This is a genomic window from Marinobacter gelidimuriae (assembly GCF_000372805.1).
GTDB classification, from domain to species: domain Bacteria; phylum Pseudomonadota; class Gammaproteobacteria; order Pseudomonadales; family Oleiphilaceae; genus Marinobacter; species Marinobacter gelidimuriae.
Genome location: NZ_KB889905.1, coordinates 1 through 21,712, shown reverse-complemented (window position 1 = coordinate 21,712; position 21,712 = coordinate 1). Strand labels below are relative to the sequence as shown.

Sequence of the window (21,712 nt, the reverse complement as noted above, 5' to 3'; positions counted from 1 at the left end):
GTGCCTATGGTCATGCGGCCTGCGACTACCTTCTCTATTTGGAGGGCACCGGGCTGACGTCGTTGGCCATGGCTGACGGTGCCAGTGTCCTTAGATTTCTCGAATCGTTGCGGGGACGGTGGGCTGAAACTGCGATGTGGACTGTGGTCACGAATTTCCGTCCGTTCCTGGATTTCACGCGACGTGGTGACCTGCTGAATGCCCTGAAAATGGCTAACGTCAAGCGTCACCACGGAATCGTACCTCTCCTGGGAAATGACGAAGAATTGGCCGTTGTCCACGCCTGCACTCATGGCGAGGTTTCTGCACGGGACGCNTCGATCGTGTTGCTTGCGCTAGTGACGGGCTTACGGGCGTGCGACCTGATCGCCCTGAGATTGAAGGACNTCGACTGGCGCGGTTCAACGATCGGTATCGTGCAGCAGAAAACCGGTNATCCGCTGACGCTTCCGTTGCTCCCTGTGATCGCTGGGAAGCTTGCAAAGTATGTTCTCAATGAGCGGACGAATTCCGAGGACGACCCTCTGTTTTTGCGTATGCTCGCGCCTCATACCGAGCTGGCAGATCATTCTTCCATTTATGAAGTGACGAGGAAGGTCTTCGCAGCTGCCGGGGTGGACCGCACGAAGGTTGGGACCAGGCTGCTCCGCCATAATGCGGCGTCGAAACTCCTTCGTGCAGGAACACCTCTGCCAACGATATCGGCAGTACTTGGCCACTCAAGCCCGGATTCCACCAACGTGTATCTGAGCACGGATACCGGGCACCTGCGCGCCTGCGTGCTCCCGCTGCCGCTCGATCAGGGAACGCTGCGATGAACGGGCCCAGCTTCACGAGCGTGTTCGCGCCCGACCTCGAGCGTTACCTCGCCTTCAAGACAAGCATGGGCTTTCACGGCAATTCCCGCGTGTGGTATTTGAGGAATTTTGACCGCGACTGCTCTGAACGCGGCCTGAAAAACTTCGACCGAATCACTGTTGAAGGGTGGGTCGTCCTCAGACAATCGAGCCAGCCCAATAGCTCTCGATCGTGGATGTCTTACATCAGGGATTTTGGCCGATGGGAACGAATCAACGGCAACCAGAATGCGTACGTTTTATCGGACGACTGGAAGGCCGGCTTCGTCCGCACCCAGCCATACCTGCTGACGCACGAAGAAATCAGCATGTTCTTTCACGCTGCGGCACGGTTGGAAACGACATCACCGTGGAAATGGCAAGCTGTCGCGTTCTTCGCACTTATGCATTCCTGCGGACTTCGCACTTGCGAGACGCGCAGGCTGAAAGTGGGCGACGTGAACCTCGCTGACGGCGTCATCGACGTGCATTGGTCCAAGGCCAATCGCAGCCGGCGGCTTCCCCTCACCGAACAGATCGTTGGCATCTTGACGGATTGCGATCACGCATCACGCCACGTCTTCGGGAACGATCGAGCCGTGTTCTTCCAGTCCTCTACTGGAAGCCCGGTGACGCCAGCATGGATTGGGGTCATGTTCAGCCGGATCTGGGACGAAGCCGGCCTGCCGCGGTCCTTAGAAGGAAAGCAACCGCGCCCGTATGACTTTCGGCATCACTTTGCTTACGCCAACATCGAACGGTGGATGGCCGAAGGCATTGACGTTAACGCAATGCTGCCCTACCTGGCCCGATATATGGGCCATGCTTCGCTGGACAGCACCTATTATTACATCCACACATCTCCGGATTTCATGAACGGATACGCCGACATTACTCGTGAAAGTCAGAAGATTCTGCCGGAGGTGGGATTCGAATGAAACGCGACATCAGGAACGCCACCCCAAATTTCTGGGGTTATGCCCGACACTATTTGCATGAATACAGGCCCAAAGTCAGGGCACTGTCTCCAAAAACCATCGAAGCGTATCGGATCTCTTTGGAATGCTTCGTGGACTACCTCATCGAGGTGCAGCACATCCAGCGCAAGGACATCAGCTTCGATCACTTCGAACGAACGTTCATCAAAGGCTGGCTCATTTGGATGCGCGAGACCAAAAGGTACCAGCCAAGAACCTTGACCCTGCGATTGACGGCGGTCAAAGCGTTCCTCAGTTACGTCTCCCGCGAAGACCTCAGGTTGGTCGCACTGAACGACGCAGCCAAGACGCTCAAGGCCCCGACCCCACCAAAAAAGCCCATCGAATACCTTCCGGAGAACGAAACCGCATCGATCCTTGCGGCTTTCGACGGCTCCACTATGAAGTCTCGACGCAACCGAATGCTCTTGATACTCCTCTACGAGACCGCAGCACGCGTCGGTGAGATCACCGGCCTCACCCTGGGCGAGCTCAAACTGACGAAACCGGCGCACCTGACGCTCAGCGGAAAAAGAGATAAGAGCCGTGTCGTGCCCTTGGGTGACAAAACAGTCGAACACCTTCAGGTTTATCTCAACGAATTCCACCCTCACTGGGCAAACCTGCCCGCCGTGCGCCCGCTGTTTTACAGCCTCCATCTCGGCGAACCCATCCGGCTCTCGGAAGACAGCGTCTCAGCGATACTCAAGAAGGCTGGGGACCTCGCCCGAGGCACCTGTTCTTCGATCCCCGTCACACTGCATTGCCACATGATGCGCAAAACCAAGGCGATGGATCTCTACAAGCAAGGGATCCCACTGCCGATCATCATGCAACTGCTCGGACATGAAAGCATGAGCACTACCTCAGCCTTCTACGCTTTCGCCACCCTGGACATGATGAGAGCCGCCATGAACGCAGCAACGCCCGGCATCAGCCAATCGGATATGGAATGGCTCAGCGAAGAAAAACTGCAAATGCTCTACACGCTCAGATAAACACCGGATCGAGGCTCTCAATATGCCAGCAACGCTTATCGGCGGTTGCTACACGCTAACGGCTTTGTTGGCAGCATGAGCCGCAAAGGCGACTGCTGGGACAATGCGGTCGCTGAGAGCTTTTTTGCGAGCTTGAAAAAGGAACGTGTGCAGTGGCGAAGCTACCAGACCCGCACGGAGTCACAGCGGGACATTCTGGATTACGTTGTGATGTTTTATAACAGTCGACGCCTGCACTCTACGCTGGGTTATATCAGCCCGATGGGTTACGAAGCAGCGGCTGTCGAACTGAGGAAAGCAGCTTAACTGGGTTGTCACAAAGTGCTTGACCACTCCAGACCCACTCCAGGTCCGAGTCGGTTGTCAGCCCACTAAAGAGCTTTTTCCAGATGCCTTTTTTCGACCAGTGATTGAACGCCTTGTAGATGGAATTCCACTTGCCGAAATGCTCTGGCAGATCTCTCCAGGGCATGCCAGTACGCATTCTGAACAGAATACCTTCCACTGTCCTGCGCAGGCCTGCCTTGTCATAGAGGCTGAATTGAAGCAATATTTCTCTTAGCTTGGACCACAGCTCCTCTGTGAGCATGTATCTGGGTATTGCGGGCTCGTATAATTGTTGTTGTGGAACTTCATTATACGAGCTTGCTATTACCTTTCAAAGGCTTACGAACAATTGTCAATAGCCCCTAGCCCTTGAAACAAAACTGTCATGATCATGACCTATGCTCAGCGTGAACGTTTCGAGAGGTAGTTCACGTTATGCGTCTTACGGTCCGTCAGCGCTTAGTAGTATTTTCTGGGTTTTGTTTAATAGCTCTTACCGGTCTGACAGGGCTTTCTATGTCAGTGGTGCGGGAGGCTGAGGAGGCGACGGATCGACTCGTGCGAGAGCAGATGTCGGATGTCTGGCTGCTGACGGATTTAGATCGCAGCCATCGCCAACTTAAGGATCTTTCTTACAAAATTAGAGCTCAACTGCTGCTGTGGGATGAGATCAACGCACAGTTTGAAGAAACTTCGGCAGCGATAAAGGCGCAATGGCAGTCAGCTCTTGAGAATCCGCGCCTGCAAGGTTGGGCTGAGAAGAACATGGAAGCCGCTTCAGACCTTTCCACCCCGCTGCCGATTTCAGGGGGTGATGAAGTAACGGCTGTGGCGCTAGCAATCAACGGTCTGATCGAAAAGTTCAAACTGTTCGTGGAGGACGTCACAGACGCTGCGGCCGCCTTACAACAGCGTTCCGCCAATCTGGATGAGCAGGCGGATGCAGTACAGGCCTCGTCGCTACATAACACTCGCCAGATTCACGATGTGGTTTCATCAATGAACGCCATTACCAAGAGCGCAAGCCAGATTGAGCAATCAGCACAGCATTCCCGAACGCAGGTTACTGGCGCTGTGGAAGGCAACGATGATGTTCAGAACCAGCTGCGCGAGAGTGAACGTGCCGCTGAACATGCGATTGAGGTTATCAATCGCGTGGCAGGAGCGATTGAGGCGCTTCACGGTTCCAGTAAAAAGATTGAACAGGTGATCGGCGTGATCGCGGACATCGCTGAACAAACCAACCTGCTGGCCCTGAACGCAGCAATTGAGGCGGCCCGCGCCGGAGAGCAGGGTCGGGGTTTCGCCGTTGTGGCCGATGAAGTACGAAGCCTGTCCCGCCGCACGGGTGAATCCACCAATCAGGTGCGTCAGTGGGTTAGCGAGCTTGTAACCCAGGTTAATAGTGCTAACGGCTTACTGGATGAGACCCGGGCAGCCGGTGGCACTAACTGGGAGACGTTGGGAACACTCAAGACCCACCTGGTGGCACTTAAACAAACCTTTGATGATCTCAGCCATTTTACCAATGAGGTAGACGAGGCAGTTCACGTTCAACGGGATGAGATTGGCCGGGTGGGGCGGCGCGCGGATGCGCTGGGAGAAAGCTCACAGGGCCTGGAGCAGCATATCGGTCACACGAAGACGGTGAGCGATCAGTTGCGTGGGCAGTCAGAATCGCTGCGAGCCCTGATTTCTCGTTTCCAGATTCAAGGGGTATAAGACAGAATGAAAGCCAATGACCAAGCGAGAGAGCTACAGCGCATTATTGATCAGCAGCTGATTTCAACGATGTTTCAACCCATTGTTGACTGCCAGAAAGGAACTGTTCTTGGCTACGAGGTACTTAGCCGGGGACCTTCAGACAGCCCGCTCCATGGGGCCCCCGCGTTATTTCAGGCAGGAGAGCAATGCGGGCAGGTAGTCAGCCTGGAGCAGGCATGTCTGCTTGAAGCCGGGCAAAGCTGCATTCGTCACGGAGTCAGTCACCTGATTTTCGTGAATGTTTCACCGGGGCTGCTGTTACCGAAAGCGTTTGCGGAGGATCGCTTACAGTCTTTGTTGACGACAAACGGCCTCAAGCCGGAAAACGTCGTTATTGAGCTATCTGAACGTTATCCGGCGGATAACCCGGAGGCGTTAAAGGCTCGATTGATTGCATTGAAGAAACGGGGTTTCCGGGTTGCAATAGACGATCTGGGAACGGGTTATTCCGGGTTAAAACTCTGGTCTGAAATCCAGCCGGATTTTGTCAAAATTGACCGGCATTTTATACGCGATGTTGATCGAGACCTGGTAAAAAAAGAGTTCGTTCGGTCCGTCATCAACCTCTGTGAAAGGCTGGGGTGCCGGCTGATTGCAGAAGGCGTTGAGACGGTTGCTGAGCTGACGCTGCTGCGCTCAATGGGAATTCATCTGATTCAGGGATTCCTGCTGGGGCGCCCCAATCCGTTTCCTACCGCCGAATTGTCAGCGCTGGACAATCCGGCTCCCATCGGCGGGGGTCAGGCGACCTCCGATGCGGGATACCTGGGGCGCTACATCGTGCCACTTGCTCCAACGGCGTCACTGGGCGAGGCCTGGCAGGTCCTGCAATCTTCGCCCTCAATATTTGCGTTGCCCGTGGTGGATAATGACAGGCCTCTCGGTCTGCTGCATAAATGGCGTGTAATGGAAGTTTTCAGCTCTACCTATGGTCGCGCACTCAATGAGACAAAGCCGGTGTCTAGTTTAACGGCCTATGATGCGCTTGTTGTGGAGCATGACGAATCTCTGGAAGCGGTCAGTCAGTCGCTTTTAGAGGACGACCTTCATTACCTCAAACAGCATTTTATCGTGACCAGGAATGGCCATTACATAGGGCTGGGTTCAACCCGGTCTCTGCTTCGCATGATGACCAGGAGCCGGGTGGAGCAGGCGAGACATGCCAATCCTCTTACTCAGTTGCCGGGAAATGTTCTGATTCAGCAGGAATCCGTTCGCCGGCTTCAGCAAAACAACCCGTTCACCTGCATTTACTTCGATATTGACCACTTCAAGCCTTTCAATGACTTGCTGGGCTATAGCAAAGGTGATGAGGTGATCTTGTCGTTGGCACGACAACTGTGTGCGGTTTTCAATGGGGATAATGAGTGGGTCGGCCATATTGGCGGGGATGATTTTGTGGTATTTAGCGATCGACTTGAAATCCGAAAGCGCTGCGAAGAAGTGCAACAGCTTTTCGCCTTAGAGGCAGCGACGCGTTATCCGGAAGCGATGCGTCAGGCGGGTTTCATAACGGGTGAAGATCGTGATGGCCTGCCAAGGCAGTTCCCCCTGGTGGCTCTCTCAGCAGGAATCGTTGTTGCAGATAGCCGGGCATTTGGTTCCGCAGCAGATCTGGCAGCGACCGCAGCGGTTGCCAAGTCCAAGGCCAAGAAAGCAGTGAGTGGGATCCAGATTGTAAGTAGTATTGCGGCTCTAAATGAGACGCCTGACGAACGCAAAACGGCTCTTTTGGCCTGACGTGGTTTAAACGGCCCGACTGGCTTTAGTGCGACCGTCGGACGCCTCTACAAGGTGTTACCGGCAGCCAATAATCTGACCGGCGAGGTCGGTCAGTTCGGCTGCAACCAAGTCGGGAAGGGGTACGCCAGGCGCCGTCAGAATAGCGTTGTAAGGGCGTGTTAAAAACGCACCACGGCAACCAGCTGCCTGGGCGCCTATGGTATCCCAAAGGTGACAGGCGACCAGGCACAAGTCTGAGGTCTCGACAGACAACGCCTTCGCGACCAGGCGATAGGTTTCAGGAGCGGGTTTGAATTTACCCGTCTCCTCGATGCTGAAGGTTCGCTCAAAAAAGTGACTTAATCCCGCCTTTTCCAGCGGGGTGGGCGAAGCGCCGCTGGCCGAGTTGGTCAGGGTTACCAGTCTGAAACCTGCATCGCGCAACCGGGTAAGAGCGGGAATAGCGTCCGGATGTGCCGGCATTGTACTCATCCGCTCTTTTAGCTCCGCAATATCGTCATCCCCAATGTCCACCTGGTGAATGTCGGCGGTCATCCGCAGTGCGCCCACGCCAAGTTCTCCAAAGGGCGTGTAAAGACCGGACAGAGTCATTGTCTGTGAATAAAGAACCAATGCCGAAAACCATTCCCTCAGCACCTGTCGATCGCCGAACACGCGATGAAATAGAGGCTCCAGGGTGGTTATATCGAGAAGTGTTTCATTCACATCAAACACGATAATGGATGGAAACTTATTGTCGGACATGAGCATCCTCTTCGGGTTACGTTATAAATCGCGAAGGCTACATTAATACATCAATTCATGGCCAGCCGGCCACCTGTGCGTTTACAGCTTAAGAATTCAGACGTTGCCAACCACTCGGGGTCCGGGTAGTCGGTAAGTATAGGCCGTGCGCCTGTTTCAGCGACATCACTTGCTGGAGACTGACGGTATTGTAGGTCAACAAACACGAGACGCGTTTAATGTGTCTGATGCCAGTCATACTGCATAATTGGACGGTACACTCGGGCGAAGACGGCGAGCTGGTGTTCCGCCCGGATATTTATCAAAAAGATGCCAGACTACAGAAAGCGCTCGACCAACCTTTGGAATCACAGGGCTGGTTCGAGTTTAATCATTGGACGCCAGGTGAGTTCGAATCAGGTCCGCCAGCTGGCGTGCCGGTTCCGATGGCCGTCCAATAGAGCGGTGCAGGGCGATTTCAACGGATTGCAACGGCGGCATGCCGCTGCGCTCGTCAATCACCCGCAGTTGATCGGTTAGCATATTGCGGGTTACCACAACCACCGCCAAACCGGCCACGACAACCGGCAAAAGGCCGGTCATGGACTGGCTGGAATAGGCCATGCGCCAGTTCCGGCCTGCAGAGGCCAGCGACGCTTCAGCAACATCACGAAACACGTCTGCGCCGGGCGAATAAAACGCCAGCGGTATCGGGTCGGCCAGTGATGGTTGCGCGGTGGCGCCAACGGCCCATACCAGTGGTTCGCGGCGAATCACCTCACCGCCCGGTGAACGCACCTGGCGCGTTACCACGGCCATATCCAGGCCGCCATCCTGTACCTGCTTCACCAGATCAACGCTGGAGCGGCAAATAACCTGTAACTGAATCGCCGGATACCGCTGGCTGAAGTGCGATAACACGGACGTCAGCAAAAAAGCGTAATCCTCGGGAATACCCAGGCTCAGTTCGCCGGAAATCTGACGGCGTTGAACGTCGTCTACCGCCTCACTGTTCAACGCCAGCATTTTCCGCGCGTATCCCACCAGCTTTTGCCCCTCGGCTGTCAGGCGAATTTTACGACCCGCGGGTTCGTGCAGGGCAACGTCCAATGATGCTTCCAGCCGGCGCAGTTGCATGCTCACAGCCGATTGTGTGTACGCCAGGCGTTCAGCCGCCGCGGTTACGCTGCCGGCGTCGGCAATCGTGACCAGCGTATGCAGCATGTTCAAGTCCAGAATGCGCCGCCTCAATTCATCAATTCCTGTTAGGTTATTAATCAATGAATGTTGATTTTGTGATGTGTTTAAAGTGTATAGGGTTAGGCTCTGTCTTGCTAATTCAGCAGCGTTAAGGGAGCACTAACCATGAACAGCCACACCATTGCCTTACGCCAACCGCTTTACCTCAGCGTTTTTGCAGCGCTTGTCGCCGTTGTTCTGTGGGCGATCGCGCCGCTGCTGGTGGACATCGCAGGCGAGGTAGCGCCGTTTCGGCTAGCAACAATTGCTTTGTTAAGTGGTGCCGTGGCGGTTTTGCCCATGACGTTGCGCAAACGCAAAAAAGCGCGAACGGAAGCCAGGCAGGTGGCGGTGTCGCTCAAGTGGAAACTGGTGATTTATGGATTGGTGCCCGCGCTGATTTTTGGCGCCGTGGCCAGTTATCTGGCGGGCATGGGCAATGCGCCCGCTGCCGAGGCCGCATTGATTACTTACACCTGGCCTATACTGTTTATTGTTCTTAGCCAGTGGCTGTTTCACCGGCGCATCCCATTGCCAGTCATCGTCGGGGCCGGTATTGCATTTTGTGGCGCGGCGGTATTGATATCGCCTGACTCCCTGAGAGCGGGTGCTAGTGACCATTATGCCGGCTATGCACTGGCACTGCTGGCCGCTTGCTGCTGGGCATTGTATTCGTGGATTTGTCAGGCGGCGCCGGTAGCAATTGCACCGTTGATGCCACTGTTGCTTCTGGTTGCCGGCGCCGGCGCGGCAACCGCTGACACTCTGGCTGGAAGCGCACCGGGAATGCCTTCCGGTGGCGCCTTGCTGGCCGGTATTGCTCTTGGCCTTGGGCCCAATGGGCTTGCTATGGTGGCTTGGGACCTGGCTGTGCGTACCGGGCCTACGGCGTTGATTGGTAGCCTGGCTTATGCGGTGCCGGTATTAGCCGCGGTGCTTTTGGTCGTTGCGGGCATTGCCGCCCCGGATTGGCGTTTACCGGTGGCGGCGTTACTGGTAGTGGCCGGCTCGGTGGTGGCGTCTATGAAATCTGGCCGCCAACAACCGGCCTCGAATTAACCCTATTGTTTGATGGCTTCAAAACCAAAGCGCAGGGTAACTTCGTCGCCGACCATGTCGCCATCAAGGCCGTAGGTCATGCCCCATTCGCTGCGTTTCAGGCGGGTTTCGGCGCTAATACCCAGCGTGTATTCCTCGTGCCCGAACGGATAAACCGCAGATTTGTTGAGCGTTACGTTTAATACAACCGGATTGGTTTGGCCGAGCATGGCCAGGCGGTCGCCCCCCCCCCCCAACGCTTTGACCATTATAAAACTGGCCGCTGCCGTCGGGCTGGCAAAAAACAGATGCCACAGTTGCCGCGGAATGCCCCCTGCACGTAAACGCCGCGGTCTTCCCGACGCACGCGGAAGTGCGCCCACACCCAGGCTAGGCAAAAGCTGCCAACGGTCGCCATCAAAAAGAACACGAGCAAACCGGGGTTCAGAGCGGTGCTCAGATCCGCACGGGTAATGCTCAGAAAAATCAGCGGTGGCAATGTTGCTTTGAACACCAGGGCCGAGGTGGTATTGACGAACGCGTCGTCTATCCAGTTAACGCGGCGCAGCCCCATGCCAATAAAGACCATGATGAATACCGGCAGTGTGGTTTCCAGGGTTCGGACAAAGGTATCCAGCAATTCCATAGAGGTGTTTTCCAATGATTCCGGCCCGGTCATTCAGAGCCCTGTGACTCAGAACAGGCCGGCCTGTTGAATGGCCATATACGGAAGGGTGCCTGCAGCAATAGACAGCAGAGCGTTGCGGCGCCAAAGGTGAACCAGCACTACCAGAGCGCCGGGGATTAGCGCATCCAGACCAACCACCGGTAAAGACCATGTCGCCGAGCGTTGTAAAAAAACGATAGCCAGCAACGCCATAACAGCGGCGGGTAGATAGCGCCCCAAGTGTTTGATGACAGGGTGCTCAGTATGGTGCTCGAAAAAAACAAACGGAATAATGCGGGTGGCAAAGGTTGCCAGCACCGTCACCGCTATAAAGCTGGACAGATAGTAGTTTTGAAACAGGTTTTCAACCATGGGTTTCCTCCCCGCTGCGATTGCGGGCCAGAGCGTCTCTGTGCCGGCGGTATTGCAGTAACAACACCAGTGAAACGATCACAATGGCTCCGATGAGTTGGTGCGGCGCTGGCAGAACGGCCATAGCCACCCCGGCGGCCAGAGCACCCAGCCAGAGCGGAAAGGTTTCGTCCAGCGCTTTGTACTGCTCAATGGTTAACACGATGAACAGCGCGATCAACGCAAATTCAATGCCGGTGCTATTGAAGGTAACGCTGTGCCCCAAAAACCCACCGGCCGCGCAGCCGACGACCCAGTAAAACTGGTTCAGTAGGGTAATGCGAAAATCCGTATGCAACTCCTGCTCGCGGCTCTGGGTGCGCTGGCGGCTGGTGAGAAGCGAGTAAGTTTCATCGGTTAGGCCGAATATCAAATACAGCTTACGCCAGCCAGCGCCGCGAAATTGCCCTAGCAAAGACAGGCCATAAAACAAATGCCGGGCGTTGAGCACAAACATCGCAATAAACACCTCCAGCAATCCGGCATGAGCGGCCAGCAAACTGACAGCCAGTATCTGTCCGGCACCGGCGTACACCAGTACACCCATCAGCGGGGCTATCCACCAGGGGTAATCAAGCTGTGTGGCAAACAGTACGCCAAACGCCATGCCCAGCGGCAAATAGCCAAACAGGATTGGCAGGGTGAGTCGAAACGCAGAGGGAGTCATTAGCATCCAAACTATTTTTAGAGGCGGCAATGATAGCCAATTTAAAGCGCAGATTGAAGAACCAAAAAACCGCGACCAAGCATAAGCTTCGCCGCGGTTTTCGGGCAGACCATTTTACACTCTGCTATCAGCTTTTCACTGCGTCCGCTGCGCGAACTTTCACATAGCTGCCAGGGGCATCTTCCAATGCCTTCAGCTTGCCTTCGCCTGGGACGCGGGCAGGAACCTGGTCGCCCTGATACTGAGCCAGCCACTCAACCCAGTGCGGCCACCATGAACCAGGGTGCTGCTCGGCTTCTGCCAGCCAGTCGTCCGGATTTTCTGGCAATGTATCCACATTGTTGGTCCAAAAACCGTACTTTTCTTTGTACGGCGGGTTAATAATGCCGGCAATGTGGCCGGAGCCGCCCAGCAAGAATTGTACTTTTCCGCCGTGAGCCTGAGCGCCGGTATAGCAGGACTTCCACTTGGCAATGTGATCCTGGCGTGCGGCTATGAACATAGACGGCACGTCAATCTCTTCCAGGTTGATGGTCTCGCCACAGAACGACAGGGAATCCGGCTGCACCAGACGGTTGTTCAGATACATTTCCCGCAGGTAAGGGCCATGCAGAGCTGCCGGCAGGTTGGTACCATCGGTGTTCCAGTACAACAGGTCAAAGGCCGCTGGTTTTTCGCCTTTCAGGTAGTTTTTGGTCCAGAAAGACCAGAACAACTCGTGTTCACGAAGCAGGTTAAAGGTGAAGGCCATGGCGCGGCCGTCCAGGTAACCCTTCTTGTTCATCATCTTCTCGATGCCGGCAAGCGAGCGAGCGTTGATGTATATGCTAATACCGCCTGGATCAGTAAAGTCCAGAAGCGTGGTGAAGTAGGTAACGCTGACGGTTGGTTTGCGGCCTTTTTTCTTCAACCAAGAAAGGGTTGATGCCACCAGGGTTCCACCAACGCAGTAGCCAATCAGATTCATTTTCGCTTCGCCGGTCGCTTTGGTAACGTTGTCCATCGCCGCTACCACGCCTTTCTCCATGTAATCGTCCCACGCCAGGTCTCTTTGGCTGGGCCCCGGGTTTAGCCAGGAAACAACAAATACGGTTTGACCCTGATTAACCAGCCACTGAATAAACGAGTTGCGAGCGGTCAAGTCCAGAATGTAAAACTTGTTGATCCAGGGCGGCACGATCAACATCGGGCGCTTTGCTACGGTTTCCGTGGTCGGGGTGTACTGAATCAGCTGGATCAGTTCGTTCTGGAATACAACTTTGCCTGGCGTTGTTGCCAGGTTGCCACCGACCTCAAACGCAGAGCGGTCGGTCATACCCACGTTGAACAGCTTCGGGTTCTGGCGATAGTCGTCAATAAATTGCTTGCCACCCGTCAACAGGTTCTTGCCTTTGCTTTCCCAAGTAATGCGCAGGGCCTCCGGGTTGGTGACCAAGAAGTTAGCAGGGGACAGCGCACTGGTGACCTGGCGCGCGTAAAAAAGCATTTGGTCGCGGGTGTCTTTGGGCAGGTTGTCCATACCCTCTAACCAATCTTGAAATGCTTGAGAGTTGATCAGATAAGCCTGTAACAGCAAATCAAAGGGCAAATGCTTGGACCAGTCTTCAGCTTGAAAACGACGGTCGTCTGCTTCCGGGCTAGCCACTGAATCCTGATCTTTACCCATTGCGCGACTAAACGTGTAGGAGCCTAGCGCCAGATATTTGCGCAGCAAGTCACTTTCTGCCGAAATTGTGCGCAACGGATTCTTAGCAACATCGGCGACCATAGCCTTATAAATATCCGACATTTCCCCCATCATTGACAGGGTGGTTGGGCTGACCAAGCCTTTGTCGTCTAACATTTTTGCCAATCGCTCTTGGCCACGACGCACATTAGTGTCGACAACACCGGCCACTAATTTTTTGGTTTTACTCAGCTTTTCCATTCCCAACATGCAGAATTCCTCAAGCGAAACAAGAGCAGTCGGTTAGGCATGGAAGCCTGATCGACCGCAAAAATGTTACTATTCAAACTAGGCGCAATTAATTTTTTGCGCGCCGGTTTTGCTTTTTTATGTGGCAGATTCATCGGCACTGGATACGGCTTTTTGAACTTTTTCGCGCGCTTGGCTGGAGTAATCCTGCCATGCCTTGATGTCGTCAGTAAACTGATCGTTCAACGCTTTCAGAGTTTCGCTCTGCTCAGAAGCAAGACTCTTCAGGCCATCCAGATCACGAACTTCAAAGGCTTTTTTCGCCTGGCTTAGTGCCATTTCGGAGTAGCGCTGAAATGCATTCATCTGCATTTCCGCGGCTCTGCCCAGTTGTTCCAGCATAGTTTCGTTCAGGCGACTGGCTTTTTTGAACATATCATTATTCATGTTTGCAGATCCTTTGTGATTGGAATCATTAAAGAAATGCATTTCAGATTAACGTATAGTAGCTAGAAGTAAATAAGAGGGAAGCTTGTCCCTTAGCAGCCCAAATGAGTATACAAGGCGCCGCATGAAATTTTTATTACAAGCACTTTAAATTGTTTTGAGTGGGCGCGCCAATTAGACCGTCGATATTTATGATTTAATGACTGAGGTTTTAAATAATGAGCGAGTCGCTTACTACGGTATCTGAACAGGACCCGCGAGAAGAATTATTTATTGTACCTGTCGATTTACTGGCCGACGATCAGATACTGGGTCTTGTTGAAGAATACTGCACCCGTTATCACGGCCTGAACGATCAGGAAAATCCTCTGGTGGAAACCGGCAGGGTCAAGGCTGCGGTCGACAAGGGAGAGCTGGTGGTGTGGTTTGATCCAGTCAACAATACCGCCAGTTTGGACAGGCCGCAGGCCCAGCGCTGACCATGATTCGTCATGGTTTGTTGCCTATCGTGATTCGGCGTTAACCGTTACAATTACGGCCTGAATGCTATCAGCTTTGTGTGAGGTGCATATTGATCAGAGTGTTACTGGTAGACGATCATGATCTGGTTCGATCCGGGATTTCACGCATGCTGTCTGACAACCCGGACATCGAGGTAATCGGCGAGGCTAAAAATGGTGAAGATGCCATTGAACAGGTACGCCGCAACCCGCCCGATGTGGTGTTGATGGACATTCGCATGCCAGGTATTGGTGGCCTTGAAGCAACCCGTAAAATTTTGCGATTGAATGGCGCCGTGCGGGTAGTTGTGGTAACCGGTTGTTCAGATAACCCCTATCCGGTACGGGTTATGCAGGCAGGTGCTGCCGGCTATATTACCAAGGGCGCCGATATTCGCGAGATCATTCGCGCTGTGCGTAAAGCCCACGCCGGACAACGCTACATCAGCCCGGAAATTGCCCAGCAAATGGCGTTAGGGCAGGGCAATGAAGATCACCCGGAACTGACGTTGTTCCAACGTCTTTCCGAGCGTGAGCGTGAAATAGCGTTGATGGTGGTGAATTGCAGAAAGGTTCAGGACATATCCGACGCACTCTGCTTGAGCCCGAAAACCGTCAATACCTACCGCTACCGTGTGTTTGAAAAACTCGGAATTTCCAGTGATGTTGAGCTGGCTCTCATGGTTGTACGCCTCGGGTTTCACGATGCCAGTAACGTCTGATGCGGCGGCGCCTTTTGACAGCCGGCACTTCCTTAAGCAGCTTACTGAAAGGCCGGGCGTTTACCGGATGTACGACGCCGCCGGTACAGTGCTGTATGTGGGTAAAGCGCGCAATCTGAAAAACCGGGTTAGCAGCTACTTCCGTAACACCGGCCTGGCACCGAAAACCCAGGCCCTGGTGGCAAAAATCTGTTCCATTGAGGTCACCATAACCGGCAGCGAAACCGAAGCTTTGCTGCTGGAACAGAATTTAATCAAGTCGTTACGGCCGCCTTACAACATACTGCTGCGGGATGATAAATCTTACCCCTACATCTATGTATCCGCGCACCAGGATTATCCCTCACTGACCTTTCGCCGGGGGCGTACAAAAAAAGGTGGCGGCACCTGGTTCGGGCCTTTCCCCAGCTCGGGTGCGGTTAAAGAAAGCCTTAATGTTTTGCAAAAGGTTTTCCGCATAAGATCCTGTAATGAAAGCTATTTCAGAAACCGAAATCGACCTTGTCTGCAATATCAGATCAATCGCTGCACCGCGCCCTGTGTGGGCTATATCTCCCCAGAGGACTACCAGCAGGATATACGCCGTGCGGCCATGTTTCTTGAAGGCAAGAACCCGGTGGTGATTGAAGATCTGATGCAGGCTATGGAAGCAGCTGCGGCAGAGCTGAATTTTGAAAAGGCCGCTGGCTACCGCGATCAGATGAACCACCTGCGACATGTTCAGGAGCAGCAGTCCGTTGATGGGGAAGGCGGCGATGCCGATGTGATCGCCATAACCCAAGACGCGGGCATAGTGTGTGTGGTGGTCATCATCGTGCGCGGTGGCAGAGTGCTGGGTACCAAAGACTACTTTCCGCGATTTATCATTGAACAGTCTGACGGTGAATTGCTGGCGGCGTTTTTGGGCCAGTATTATTTTGCCGGAGACACCCGTCGCGAGATTCCCCAGGATATTTTGGTGAGCTCTGAACCCGAGGGCATGGCGCTGTTAGCCGAAGCTTTGTCAGAGGCAGCCAAGCGAGACACCCGCATTCGTGGTAATGTGCGCGGCGAGCGTAGGCGTTGGTTAGAGCTGGCGCAAACCAACGCCCGCCAGACGCTGCTGACGCACCTGGCCAGCAAGGAAACCGTATACCGCCGCTTATTGGCGCTAAAAGACCTGCTGGACCTGGCAGAAACGCCGGCGCGCATGGAGTGTTTTGATGTCAGCCACAGCCATGGCGAAAATACCGTGGCGTCTTGTGTGGTGTTCGATGAAAACGGTCCATTGAAAAGCGATTACCGGCTCTACAATATTGAAGGTATCACCGGCGGCGATGACTACGCAGCAATGCGCCAAGTTCTGACCCGTCGCTATAAGCGATTGGTAGCCGGAGAAGGCAAACGGCCCTCATTAGTGTTTATTGATGGCGGTATGGGCCAGCTTAATATTGCCCGTGAAGTCTTTGAATCGTTGGAAATTACGGACATTCCGCTGATTGGCGTTGCAAAAGGCGCTGCCAGGCGGGCGGGAATGGAGCAGTTAATCGATGCGGTTACCGGACGGGTGTTTCGGGTGCCAGCAGATTCACCCGGGCTGCACCTGATCCAGCATATCCGTGACGAATCACACCGCTTTGCGATTACCGGCCATCGCGCTCGCCGTGATAAGAAGCGCCGTCAGTCCACCCTTGAGGGGATCGAAGGTGTAGGTCCAAAGCGCCGGCGCGATCTGATACGTTACTTTGGCGGCATACAAGAGCTGCTCAAAGCCGGCACTGACGAAATGATTAAAATTCCTGGCATCAGCAAGGCTCTGGCTGAAACCATTTACGCAGCATTGCACGACGAGTAGGCAACGAATGAACATACCGAATATTCTCACTCTTTCGCGCATCGTGATGATTCCGGTGTTTGTGTTTATCTTTTACATGCCGGTGCAATGGAGCTACCTGGTCAGTTCGGCTATTTTTACACTGGCTGCCGTGACCGATTGGCTGGACGGCTATCTGGCGCGCAAACTGAACCAGAGCACGCCTTTCGGGGCGTTTCTGGATCCGGTCGCTGACAAGCTTATGGTGGCTGTGGCTCTGGCGGTGCTGATTGAGGAGCATGCGGCGTTAATTCTGACGTTACCTGCAATCATTATTATTGGCCGCGAGATTGTAATTTCTGCACTGCGTGAATGGATGGCAGAAATTGGCAGCCGCGCCAGCGTAGCGGTGTCTTATATTGGTAAAATTAAGACCGTTGCCCAAATGGCGGCCATTATCGGGCTGCTGGCCTTCCCACCCGGTGTGGTTCAGGCTGACATCGCAATCGGTTTGCTGTATGTCGCTGCCGGGCTGACCTTGTGGTCTATGGGGTTATATTTGAAGGCGGCCTGGCCGGACCTGTTTCCGCGCAAGTAAGCGTTCAAGGCCACTCGTTTTCCGCTTTTGGGTCGGCCGATAGCCCTTCACAGGCGCTCGCCCAGAGCGCAAGCTCACTCACCAGGCGTTGGCCGGCGCTATCAAATGCAATAATGACATCGTCCAAACGATTACTGGCGGCGCTGGTTTTAATATCGAAGACCTGCGAGCACGCCGTTCTGCGACTGCGATTTTCCATAATTTCGCTGTATAGGCGGATGACCACATCGCTTTGATTAGCGCCGGGTTGGCTTTGAAACGCCAGCAATTCGGTCACCAGGGTCAGATCGGCCTCAGCCGGGCTGACGTCGGTAATGACCCGCTCAAACACCTGGCTTTTGCGTAATGCCGCGGTCATTGCATCGCGCATGATGACGGGCGCTGTGTCGCGCCAACGTGCGCCACCGTATATGCGAAATTCTGTAGCCTCTGGTTTTGCCAGAATGCGGGTGCTGTTGATGGGCTCGGATGCCACCGGTGTGTCCACACGTAGACTATAAGGCTGCTGGTCGCCAGCGCGGCCCAGGGTTAAAGGCGCGGGCGCGAAATCCATTACCCGTGGCGTCTCGGGAACCGGAAAAATGGTGCAACCGGTCATCACCAGTGCGCACAGGGTGGCCGGTACAAAACTCTTCGAGTAGCGAATCATTGTGGCAATTCCTTGATAGTGTCTACGCCCCAGAGTGTCCCTGCCGGGTTTTCATCCAGCCGGCGGATAAAGCGGTTCAGGTTATTAAGTGTGTTACGCAATTCCCGCAGGGCCGGTGCCAGCTCGCCCATGCCCTGCAGCCCTGCAGCCCTGCATCCAGTGCGCCGGCGTTGTCGGAGGTGAGGGTGTTCAGCCTCTGCATAACGGCGTCAAAATTACCCAGGGCGTGGTCCATCGAGCGCAGCGCCGAGCGACCCTCGTTACGCAACAGCGCATCGGCGGTGCCGGACACTTCGGCTATTTGGGCGGCGGCATGGCTGGCATTCGCGCTGGCCTGATTCAGATTTGTAAACAGCTCGTCCAGAGCGGCGCTCTTGCGCACCAGCGTTTCACTGGCCTCACGGGTATTGCTCAGAATGGCAGACACCTGCTCGATATTGTCAGTAGAAAATAACTGATTGGCGTTACGAAGCAGTTGGTCGGCTTTGTTCATTAGCATCTGACTGTTGTCCAGCAGGCCGCTGAGCGCGGAGCGCTGGGCGTCAATAATCGGGGGGTTCTCACGGCTACCGATTAACAACGGGCTGTTCTGGCTGCCGCCGCTGAACTCGATGCTCATACTGCCGGTGATGTTCGCCAGTGCCAAGCTGGCCCGGGTGTCTTCATGCATCGGAATGGTCTCATCGACGCGCACCAGCACTCGCACTTCCCCAGGATTTTCCCGCACCAAACGCAAAGACACCACGTCGCCCACGTTAACGCCGTTGTACAGAACCGGATTGCCTTCAGAAAGGCCACCGACTGTGTAATCAAACGCCACTTCATACCAGGCCCACTCCCGCTCGTTACTGGTTTTGCCAAGCCACAACGCGAACACCAGAGCGGCGGCCGCCGTAATAATCGTAAACATTCCAATCAGGAAGTGATGGGCCCGGGGTTCCATTATGATAACTCCTGCTGGGAAGAGGATGATTGCGATGTTGGGTTGGTTTGAACCGCGTAGCTGGCGGCCCGGCCCCGTGGCCCAAGGAAATACTCCTGAATCCACGGGTCGGGATTTTCGACAACTTTCTGCAAACGGTCGGCCACCAGAACTTTTTTCTGCGACAGTACCGCCACCCGGTCACAACTGTTGTAGAGCGTATCCAGGTCATGGGTCACCAGAAACACGGTTAAACCCAGTGCATCACGCAGGGTAACAATCAGTTGGTCGAAGGCGCCTGCGCCGATTGGGTCTAGCCCGGCGGTTGGCTCGTCCAGAAACAGGATTTCCGGATCCAGAGCCAGGGCTCTTGCCAGCGCCGCGCGCTTGATCATGCCGCCGGATAACTCCGACGGATACTGGGTAGCCGCTTTTACCGATAAACCGGTCAGTGCCAGTTTCATGCGTGCAAGATGCTCGGCTTCGGATCGCGGCAGTTTGCGATGTTCGATCAGCGGCAGGGCAATGTTTTCCTGAAGATTGAGCGAGGTAAACAGCGCGCCTTTTTGAAACAGTACGCCAAAGCGCTGTTCAGTAAGCGAGCGTTGGCGAGAAGACAGTGCGAGCAAATCCTTGCCAAATACTCGAATGTCGCCGCCTGACGGCTTGACTAAACCAACGATGCTGCGCAGTAAAACCGACTTGCCGGTACCAGACCCGCCGACCACTCCCAGAATTTCACCGCGAAACAGGTCCAAATCAAGCTGTTGGTGAACAACGTGACTGCCAAAGCGGTTTTCCAGGTTTCGCACCTGGATAATCGAAGTTTGGGATCTGTTTTCTCCATCCGTTGTTTGTGTCATTTACCAGCCCATCTCCATAAAAAACAGCGCTGCGATGGAGTCGAACAGAATAACCATAAAAATCGACTGTACTACGCTGGATGTGGTGTGAACGCCTACCGACTGGGCGCTGCCGCTGACTTTGAAACCCTCAAGGCAAGCCACGGCTGCCATTAGAAAAGCGAATATGGGTGCCTTGGACAAACCCACCAAAAAGTGCTTCAACGCGACGTCCTGCGACACAATCGATATGAATTGTGTCGGAGTGATGTCCAGCGTCATCGAACACACCAGGGCGCCACCCACCATGCCGGATATCATCCCTACAAATGTCAGCAACGGCAGGCTCACCATCATTGCAAGTACCCGCGGCAACACCAGCAGTTCGATGGGGCTGAGGCCTAGCGTGCGCAGCGCGTCCAACTCCTCATTCACTTTCATGGCGCCGATCTGGGCGGTGAAAGAACTGGCTGTGCGGCCAGCCAACAGGATAGCCGCCAATAAAACGCCAAACTCCCGCAGGAATGAAAAAGCCACCAAGTTAACGGTGTAAATGGTGGCGCCAAAATCTGCCAGTACGGTGGCCCCGAGGAAAGCGACAACAGCACCCACCAGAAAGGTGAGCAGGGCTACAATGGGTACCGCATTCAGCCCGGTGTCTTGAACCGCAGCCACAAAAGCCGTCATGCGCCAGCGCCGTGGGTGCAGTGTTGTCCACGCCAGGGCCGCAATAATCTGGCCAATAAAGCCAATAAAGCCAATAAGGGTAACAACGAGCTGGTACAACTCATTTACCCAAGCGCCGACATCGCGCACCAAACCAGACAGCGTAAAGCCGGGTGGGGCTGGCAGTGGCTGTTGATCGGCCATGGCGGTTGCGACTGCACTCAAAAGCGCGGCGGTTTCACGACTAACCGCTTGCGGGTTATCCGCTAGCCACTGCTCCAGATTATGGGGCCCAACAAGTTCGGCCAGCAGTGCCGCACCGGCGGTGTCTATGCGCCCCAACGTTTGCAGGTTCAGGGTTTGATAGCGGTCGGAGTCTTGGCCAGCTGCGGTAACGGATGAATAGAGGGCGTGGTAGTAGGGCAGGGTCCAGTCGCCGCAGGCGCTTATTTGGTCGCCGTCAATCAGCAGTTTGCCAGCGGCGCTCTGGCCAGGTTGTGAGTAATCCGACATGTCAGCACGGGTCACGTTGTTGCCAAACTCCTAGGATAATAACGAATAGATAGCAGCTTAAAGACTCCACACCTTATCCGCCTTCCGCATCGTGGCTGGCCAGTATCATCGCCACACCGTCGCGTTTTTGTTCCAGCAACAGGCCGTGCAAAATATGACGGGCGTCTGGATCAAGCCCGGTCAGGGGTTCGTCCAATAGTAACAGGGGTTGGCCGCGCAGCAGTGCTCGCAGCAAGGCCACCCGCTGACGCTGACCGCCGGACAGTTGCGCCGGGCGGCGCTTGCCCATGCCGGCCAGACCCACGCCGCTCTAACCCAGCTCCCGCAGCAAATCCCCCACTTTCGGATGACTCACAGAATGGCCTTGTATGCTCAACTCCCCGGCCAGTTTACGCAAGCTCTTGCAGGTCCAGCGTAGCGGTGATTCTGGATCACCTCGCGTCGTCGGTTCAACCAGTTTTTCTAACGCAGCCATCACTCCAGACTCGGTCTCGATGACAGATTTTCTGCCCGCCCCCACTTTCCGAATTCGATTACCATGACTTTCATTCGGTAATTTTTCGGCCGCCAATTCTTCCAGTCCAGCATGTATCGCGCGTCGAGATACCCCAGTGGCCTGCGCAACTTTTGTGACCCCGCCATGACCTAGCGCCGAGGCTTCTGCAGCAGCAAATAGACGCCTCATGCGCTCATCCAAGACCCACGTAAGTTTCTCGAATCTGGTGCGTATGTGTTTAATGTCGTCATCAATAACAG

22 protein-coding genes and 5 pseudogenes are annotated in these 21,712 nt (G+C 54.7%); 12 read left to right on the top strand and 15 right to left on the bottom strand.

Features of this window, described 5'->3' with window-relative positions:
• Nucleotides 1-68 precede the first annotated feature (68 nt).
• The 4 genes and pseudogenes from A3OI_RS0113250 to A3OI_RS20230 form a co-directional block, all read left to right on the top strand.
• A complete protein-coding gene (locus A3OI_RS0113250) occupies nt 69-818 on the top strand; it encodes a tyrosine-type recombinase/integrase (protein ID WP_456085386.1) in 750 nt (249 codons plus the stop codon).
• Nucleotides 815-1,774, top strand: coding sequence for a tyrosine-type recombinase/integrase (locus A3OI_RS0113245; RefSeq protein WP_018404745.1), 960 nt, complete (start codon nt 815-817; stop codon nt 1,772-1,774). Before A3OI_RS0113250 ends, A3OI_RS0113245 begins: the two co-directional genes overlap by 4 nt.
• A complete protein-coding gene (locus A3OI_RS0113240) occupies nt 1,771-2,811 on the top strand; it encodes a tyrosine-type recombinase/integrase (RefSeq protein ID WP_018404744.1) in 1,041 nt (346 codons plus the stop codon). The genes A3OI_RS0113245 and A3OI_RS0113240 overlap by 4 nt, the downstream gene beginning before the upstream one ends.
• A 6-nt stretch (nt 2,812-2,817) precedes the next feature.
• A pseudogene (locus tag A3OI_RS20230) lies at nt 2,818-3,117 on the top strand (IS3 family transposase); the annotation flags it as partial.
• Nucleotides 3,118-3,145: 28 nt separating this feature from the next.
• On the opposite strand, the pseudogene A3OI_RS22085 reads toward A3OI_RS20230, so the two are convergent.
• Nucleotides 3,146-3,412: pseudogene (locus tag A3OI_RS22085) on the bottom strand (transposase); the annotation flags it as partial.
• Between the two features lie 242 nt (nt 3,413-3,654).
• Between A3OI_RS22085 and A3OI_RS0113230 the strand changes: the two are divergent.
• The gene (locus A3OI_RS0113230; protein ID WP_228702978.1) at nt 3,655-4,860 is read left to right on the top strand and encodes a methyl-accepting chemotaxis protein; all 1,206 of its coding nucleotides are present in this window, start codon (nt 3,655-3,657) and stop codon (nt 4,858-4,860) included.
• 6 nt (nt 4,861-4,866) lie between these two features.
• The gene (locus A3OI_RS0113225; protein WP_018404741.1) at nt 4,867-6,642 is read left to right on the top strand and encodes a bifunctional diguanylate cyclase/phosphodiesterase; all 1,776 of its coding nucleotides are present in this window, start codon (nt 4,867-4,869) and stop codon (nt 6,640-6,642) included.
• Between the two features lie 57 nt (nt 6,643-6,699).
• On the opposite strand, the gene A3OI_RS0113220 is transcribed toward A3OI_RS0113225, so the two are convergent.
• Complete coding sequence (locus A3OI_RS0113220; RefSeq protein WP_018404740.1) at nt 6,700-7,389, bottom strand: haloacid dehalogenase type II; 690 nt, start codon at nt 7,387-7,389, stop codon at nt 6,700-6,702.
• 145 nt (nt 7,390-7,534) lie between these two features.
• Here A3OI_RS0113220 and A3OI_RS24705 point away from each other — a divergent pair, with 145 nt between their 5' ends.
• Entirely contained in the window at nt 7,535-7,636 is a 102-nt protein-coding gene (locus A3OI_RS24705; RefSeq protein ID WP_155903130.1) for a hypothetical protein, read from the top strand.
• Nucleotides 7,637-7,755: 119 nt separating this feature from the next.
• On the opposite strand, the gene A3OI_RS0113215 is transcribed toward A3OI_RS24705, so the two are convergent.
• Nucleotides 7,756-8,592: a LysR family transcriptional regulator gene (locus A3OI_RS0113215; protein ID WP_228702977.1), complete on the bottom strand. Its 837-nt coding sequence runs from the start codon at nt 8,590-8,592 to the stop codon at nt 7,756-7,758.
• Nucleotides 8,593-8,733: 141 nt separating this feature from the next.
• Between A3OI_RS0113215 and A3OI_RS0113210 the strand changes: the two genes are divergently transcribed.
• Nucleotides 8,734-9,666: a DMT family transporter gene (locus tag A3OI_RS0113210; protein ID WP_018404738.1), complete on the top strand. Its 933-nt coding sequence runs from the start codon at nt 8,734-8,736 to the stop codon at nt 9,664-9,666.
• Nucleotides 9,667-9,668: 2 nt separating this feature from the next.
• On the opposite strand, the pseudogene A3OI_RS0113205 reads toward A3OI_RS0113210, so the two are convergent.
• From A3OI_RS0113205 to A3OI_RS0113180, 6 genes and pseudogenes are all read right to left on the bottom strand, one after another.
• Nucleotides 9,669-9,881 (bottom strand): annotated as a pseudogene (locus tag A3OI_RS0113205) (YceI family protein); the annotation flags it as partial.
• Nucleotides 9,882-9,952: 71 nt separating this feature from the next.
• A pseudogene (locus tag A3OI_RS20225) lies at nt 9,953-10,291 on the bottom strand (AEC family transporter); the annotation flags it as partial.
• Nucleotides 10,292-10,339: 48 nt separating this feature from the next.
• Nucleotides 10,340-10,684 (bottom strand): branched-chain amino acid transporter permease, encoded by a 345-nt coding sequence (locus A3OI_RS0113195; RefSeq protein WP_018404735.1) that lies wholly within the window; start codon nt 10,682-10,684, stop codon nt 10,340-10,342.
• Complete coding sequence (locus tag A3OI_RS0113190) at nt 10,677-11,390, bottom strand: AzlC family ABC transporter permease (RefSeq protein WP_018404734.1); 714 nt, start codon at nt 11,388-11,390, stop codon at nt 10,677-10,679. The genes A3OI_RS0113195 and A3OI_RS0113190 overlap by 8 nt, the downstream gene beginning before the upstream one ends.
• 127 nt (nt 11,391-11,517) lie before the next feature.
• A complete protein-coding gene (locus A3OI_RS0113185; RefSeq protein ID WP_018404733.1) occupies nt 11,518-13,326 on the bottom strand; it encodes a PHA/PHB synthase family protein in 1,809 nt (602 codons plus the stop codon).
• A 117-nt stretch (nt 13,327-13,443) separates the two neighbouring features.
• Nucleotides 13,444-13,752, bottom strand: coding sequence for a phasin family protein (locus A3OI_RS0113180; RefSeq protein ID WP_018404732.1), 309 nt, complete (start codon nt 13,750-13,752; stop codon nt 13,444-13,446).
• Between the two features lie 218 nt (nt 13,753-13,970).
• Between A3OI_RS0113180 and A3OI_RS0113175 the strand changes: the two genes are divergently transcribed.
• The 4 genes from A3OI_RS0113175 to pgsA all read left to right on the top strand — a co-directional run bounded on the left by A3OI_RS0113175 (nt 13,971) and on the right by pgsA (nt 17,364).
• On the top strand, nt 13,971-14,231 hold the full coding sequence (locus tag A3OI_RS0113175; protein ID WP_018404731.1) for a YheU family protein: 261 nt from the start codon (nt 13,971-13,973) through the stop codon (nt 14,229-14,231).
• A 92-nt stretch (nt 14,232-14,323) separates the two neighbouring features.
• A complete protein-coding gene (gene uvrY / locus A3OI_RS0113170) occupies nt 14,324-14,974 on the top strand; it encodes a UvrY/SirA/GacA family response regulator transcription factor (protein ID WP_007350089.1) in 651 nt (216 codons plus the stop codon).
• Nucleotides 14,958-16,808: an excinuclease ABC subunit UvrC gene (gene uvrC / locus A3OI_RS0113165; protein ID WP_026224196.1), complete on the top strand. Its 1,851-nt coding sequence runs from the start codon at nt 14,958-14,960 to the stop codon at nt 16,806-16,808. Before uvrY ends, uvrC begins: the two co-directional genes overlap by 17 nt.
• 7 nt (nt 16,809-16,815) lie before the next feature.
• A complete protein-coding gene (gene pgsA / locus A3OI_RS0113160) occupies nt 16,816-17,364 on the top strand; it encodes a CDP-diacylglycerol--glycerol-3-phosphate 3-phosphatidyltransferase (protein ID WP_018404728.1) in 549 nt (182 codons plus the stop codon).
• 4 nt (nt 17,365-17,368) lie between these two features.
• Here the strand turns inward: pgsA and A3OI_RS0113155 are convergent, their stop codons facing one another.
• The 6 genes and pseudogenes from A3OI_RS0113155 to A3OI_RS0113130 all read right to left on the bottom strand — a co-directional run.
• Nucleotides 17,369-18,013 (bottom strand): ABC-type transport auxiliary lipoprotein family protein, encoded by a 645-nt coding sequence (locus A3OI_RS0113155; protein WP_018404727.1) that lies wholly within the window; start codon nt 18,011-18,013, stop codon nt 17,369-17,371.
• A 76-nt stretch (nt 18,014-18,089) separates the two neighbouring features.
• A complete protein-coding gene (locus A3OI_RS20220) occupies nt 18,090-18,956 on the bottom strand; it encodes an MlaD family protein (protein WP_228702976.1) in 867 nt (288 codons plus the stop codon).
• Nucleotides 18,956-19,798: an ABC transporter ATP-binding protein gene (locus A3OI_RS0113145; protein WP_018404726.1), complete on the bottom strand. Its 843-nt coding sequence runs from the start codon at nt 19,796-19,798 to the stop codon at nt 18,956-18,958. The genes A3OI_RS20220 and A3OI_RS0113145 overlap by 1 nt, the downstream gene beginning before the upstream one ends.
• The gene (locus A3OI_RS0113140) at nt 19,799-20,971 is read right to left on the bottom strand and encodes an MlaE family ABC transporter permease (protein WP_026224195.1); all 1,173 of its coding nucleotides are present in this window, start codon (nt 20,969-20,971) and stop codon (nt 19,799-19,801) included.
• A gap of 58 nt (nt 20,972-21,029) precedes the next feature.
• Nucleotides 21,030-21,245: an ATP-binding cassette domain-containing protein gene (locus tag A3OI_RS0113135; RefSeq protein WP_323806882.1), complete on the bottom strand. Its 216-nt coding sequence runs from the start codon at nt 21,243-21,245 to the stop codon at nt 21,030-21,032.
• Between the two features lie 24 nt (nt 21,246-21,269).
• A pseudogene (locus tag A3OI_RS0113130) lies at nt 21,270-21,707 on the bottom strand (ISAzo13-like element transposase-related protein); the annotation flags it as partial.
• Between the last annotated feature and the right edge of the window lie 5 nt (nt 21,708-21,712).

Excerpts from the sequence above, each read along its gene's own strand:
- A3OI_RS0113210 (WP_018404738.1), top strand. The coding sequence starts at position 8,734 with ATGAACAGCCACACCATTGCCTTACGCCAACCGCTTTACCTCAGCGTT.
- A3OI_RS0113240 (WP_018404744.1), top strand. The coding sequence starts at position 1,771 with ATGAAACGCGACATCAGGAACGCCACCCCAAATTTCTGGGGTTATGCC.
- pgsA (WP_018404728.1), top strand. The coding sequence starts at position 16,816 with ATGAACATACCGAATATTCTCACTCTTTCGCGCATCGTGATGATTCCG.
- A3OI_RS0113220 (WP_018404740.1), bottom strand. The coding sequence starts at position 7,389 with ATGTCCGACAATAAGTTTCCATCCATTATCGTGTTTGATGTGAATGAA.
- A3OI_RS0113135 (WP_323806882.1), bottom strand. The coding sequence starts at position 21,245 with ATGGGCAAGCGCCGCCCGGCGCAACTGTCCGGCGGTCAGCGTCAGCGG.
- A3OI_RS0113190 (WP_018404734.1), bottom strand. The coding sequence starts at position 11,390 with ATGACTCCCTCTGCGTTTCGACTCACCCTGCCAATCCTGTTTGGCTAT.
- A3OI_RS0113145 (WP_018404726.1), bottom strand. The coding sequence starts at position 19,798 with ATGACACAAACAACGGATGGAGAAAACAGATCCCAAACTTCGATTATC.
- A3OI_RS0113230 (WP_228702978.1), top strand. The coding sequence starts at position 3,655 with ATGTCAGTGGTGCGGGAGGCTGAGGAGGCGACGGATCGACTCGTGCGA.
- A3OI_RS0113185 (WP_018404733.1), bottom strand. The coding sequence starts at position 13,326 with ATGTTGGGAATGGAAAAGCTGAGTAAAACCAAAAAATTAGTGGCCGGT.
- A3OI_RS0113180 (WP_018404732.1), bottom strand. The coding sequence starts at position 13,752 with ATGAATAATGATATGTTCAAAAAAGCCAGTCGCCTGAACGAAACTATG.
- A3OI_RS0113225 (WP_018404741.1), top strand. The coding sequence starts at position 4,867 with ATGAAAGCCAATGACCAAGCGAGAGAGCTACAGCGCATTATTGATCAG.
- A3OI_RS0113175 (WP_018404731.1), top strand. The coding sequence starts at position 13,971 with ATGAGCGAGTCGCTTACTACGGTATCTGAACAGGACCCGCGAGAAGAA.
- A3OI_RS0113155 (WP_018404727.1), bottom strand. The coding sequence starts at position 18,013 with ATGATTCGCTACTCGAAGAGTTTTGTACCGGCCACCCTGTGCGCACTG.
- A3OI_RS0113245 (WP_018404745.1), top strand. The coding sequence starts at position 815 with ATGAACGGGCCCAGCTTCACGAGCGTGTTCGCGCCCGACCTCGAGCGT.
- A3OI_RS20220 (WP_228702976.1), bottom strand. The coding sequence starts at position 18,956 with ATGGAACCCCGGGCCCATCACTTCCTGATTGGAATGTTTACGATTATT.
- uvrC (WP_026224196.1), top strand. The coding sequence starts at position 14,958 with ATGCCAGTAACGTCTGATGCGGCGGCGCCTTTTGACAGCCGGCACTTC.
- A3OI_RS0113195 (WP_018404735.1), bottom strand. The coding sequence starts at position 10,684 with ATGGTTGAAAACCTGTTTCAAAACTACTATCTGTCCAGCTTTATAGCG.
- A3OI_RS0113215 (WP_228702977.1), bottom strand. The coding sequence starts at position 8,592 with ATGCTGCATACGCTGGTCACGATTGCCGACGCCGGCAGCGTAACCGCG.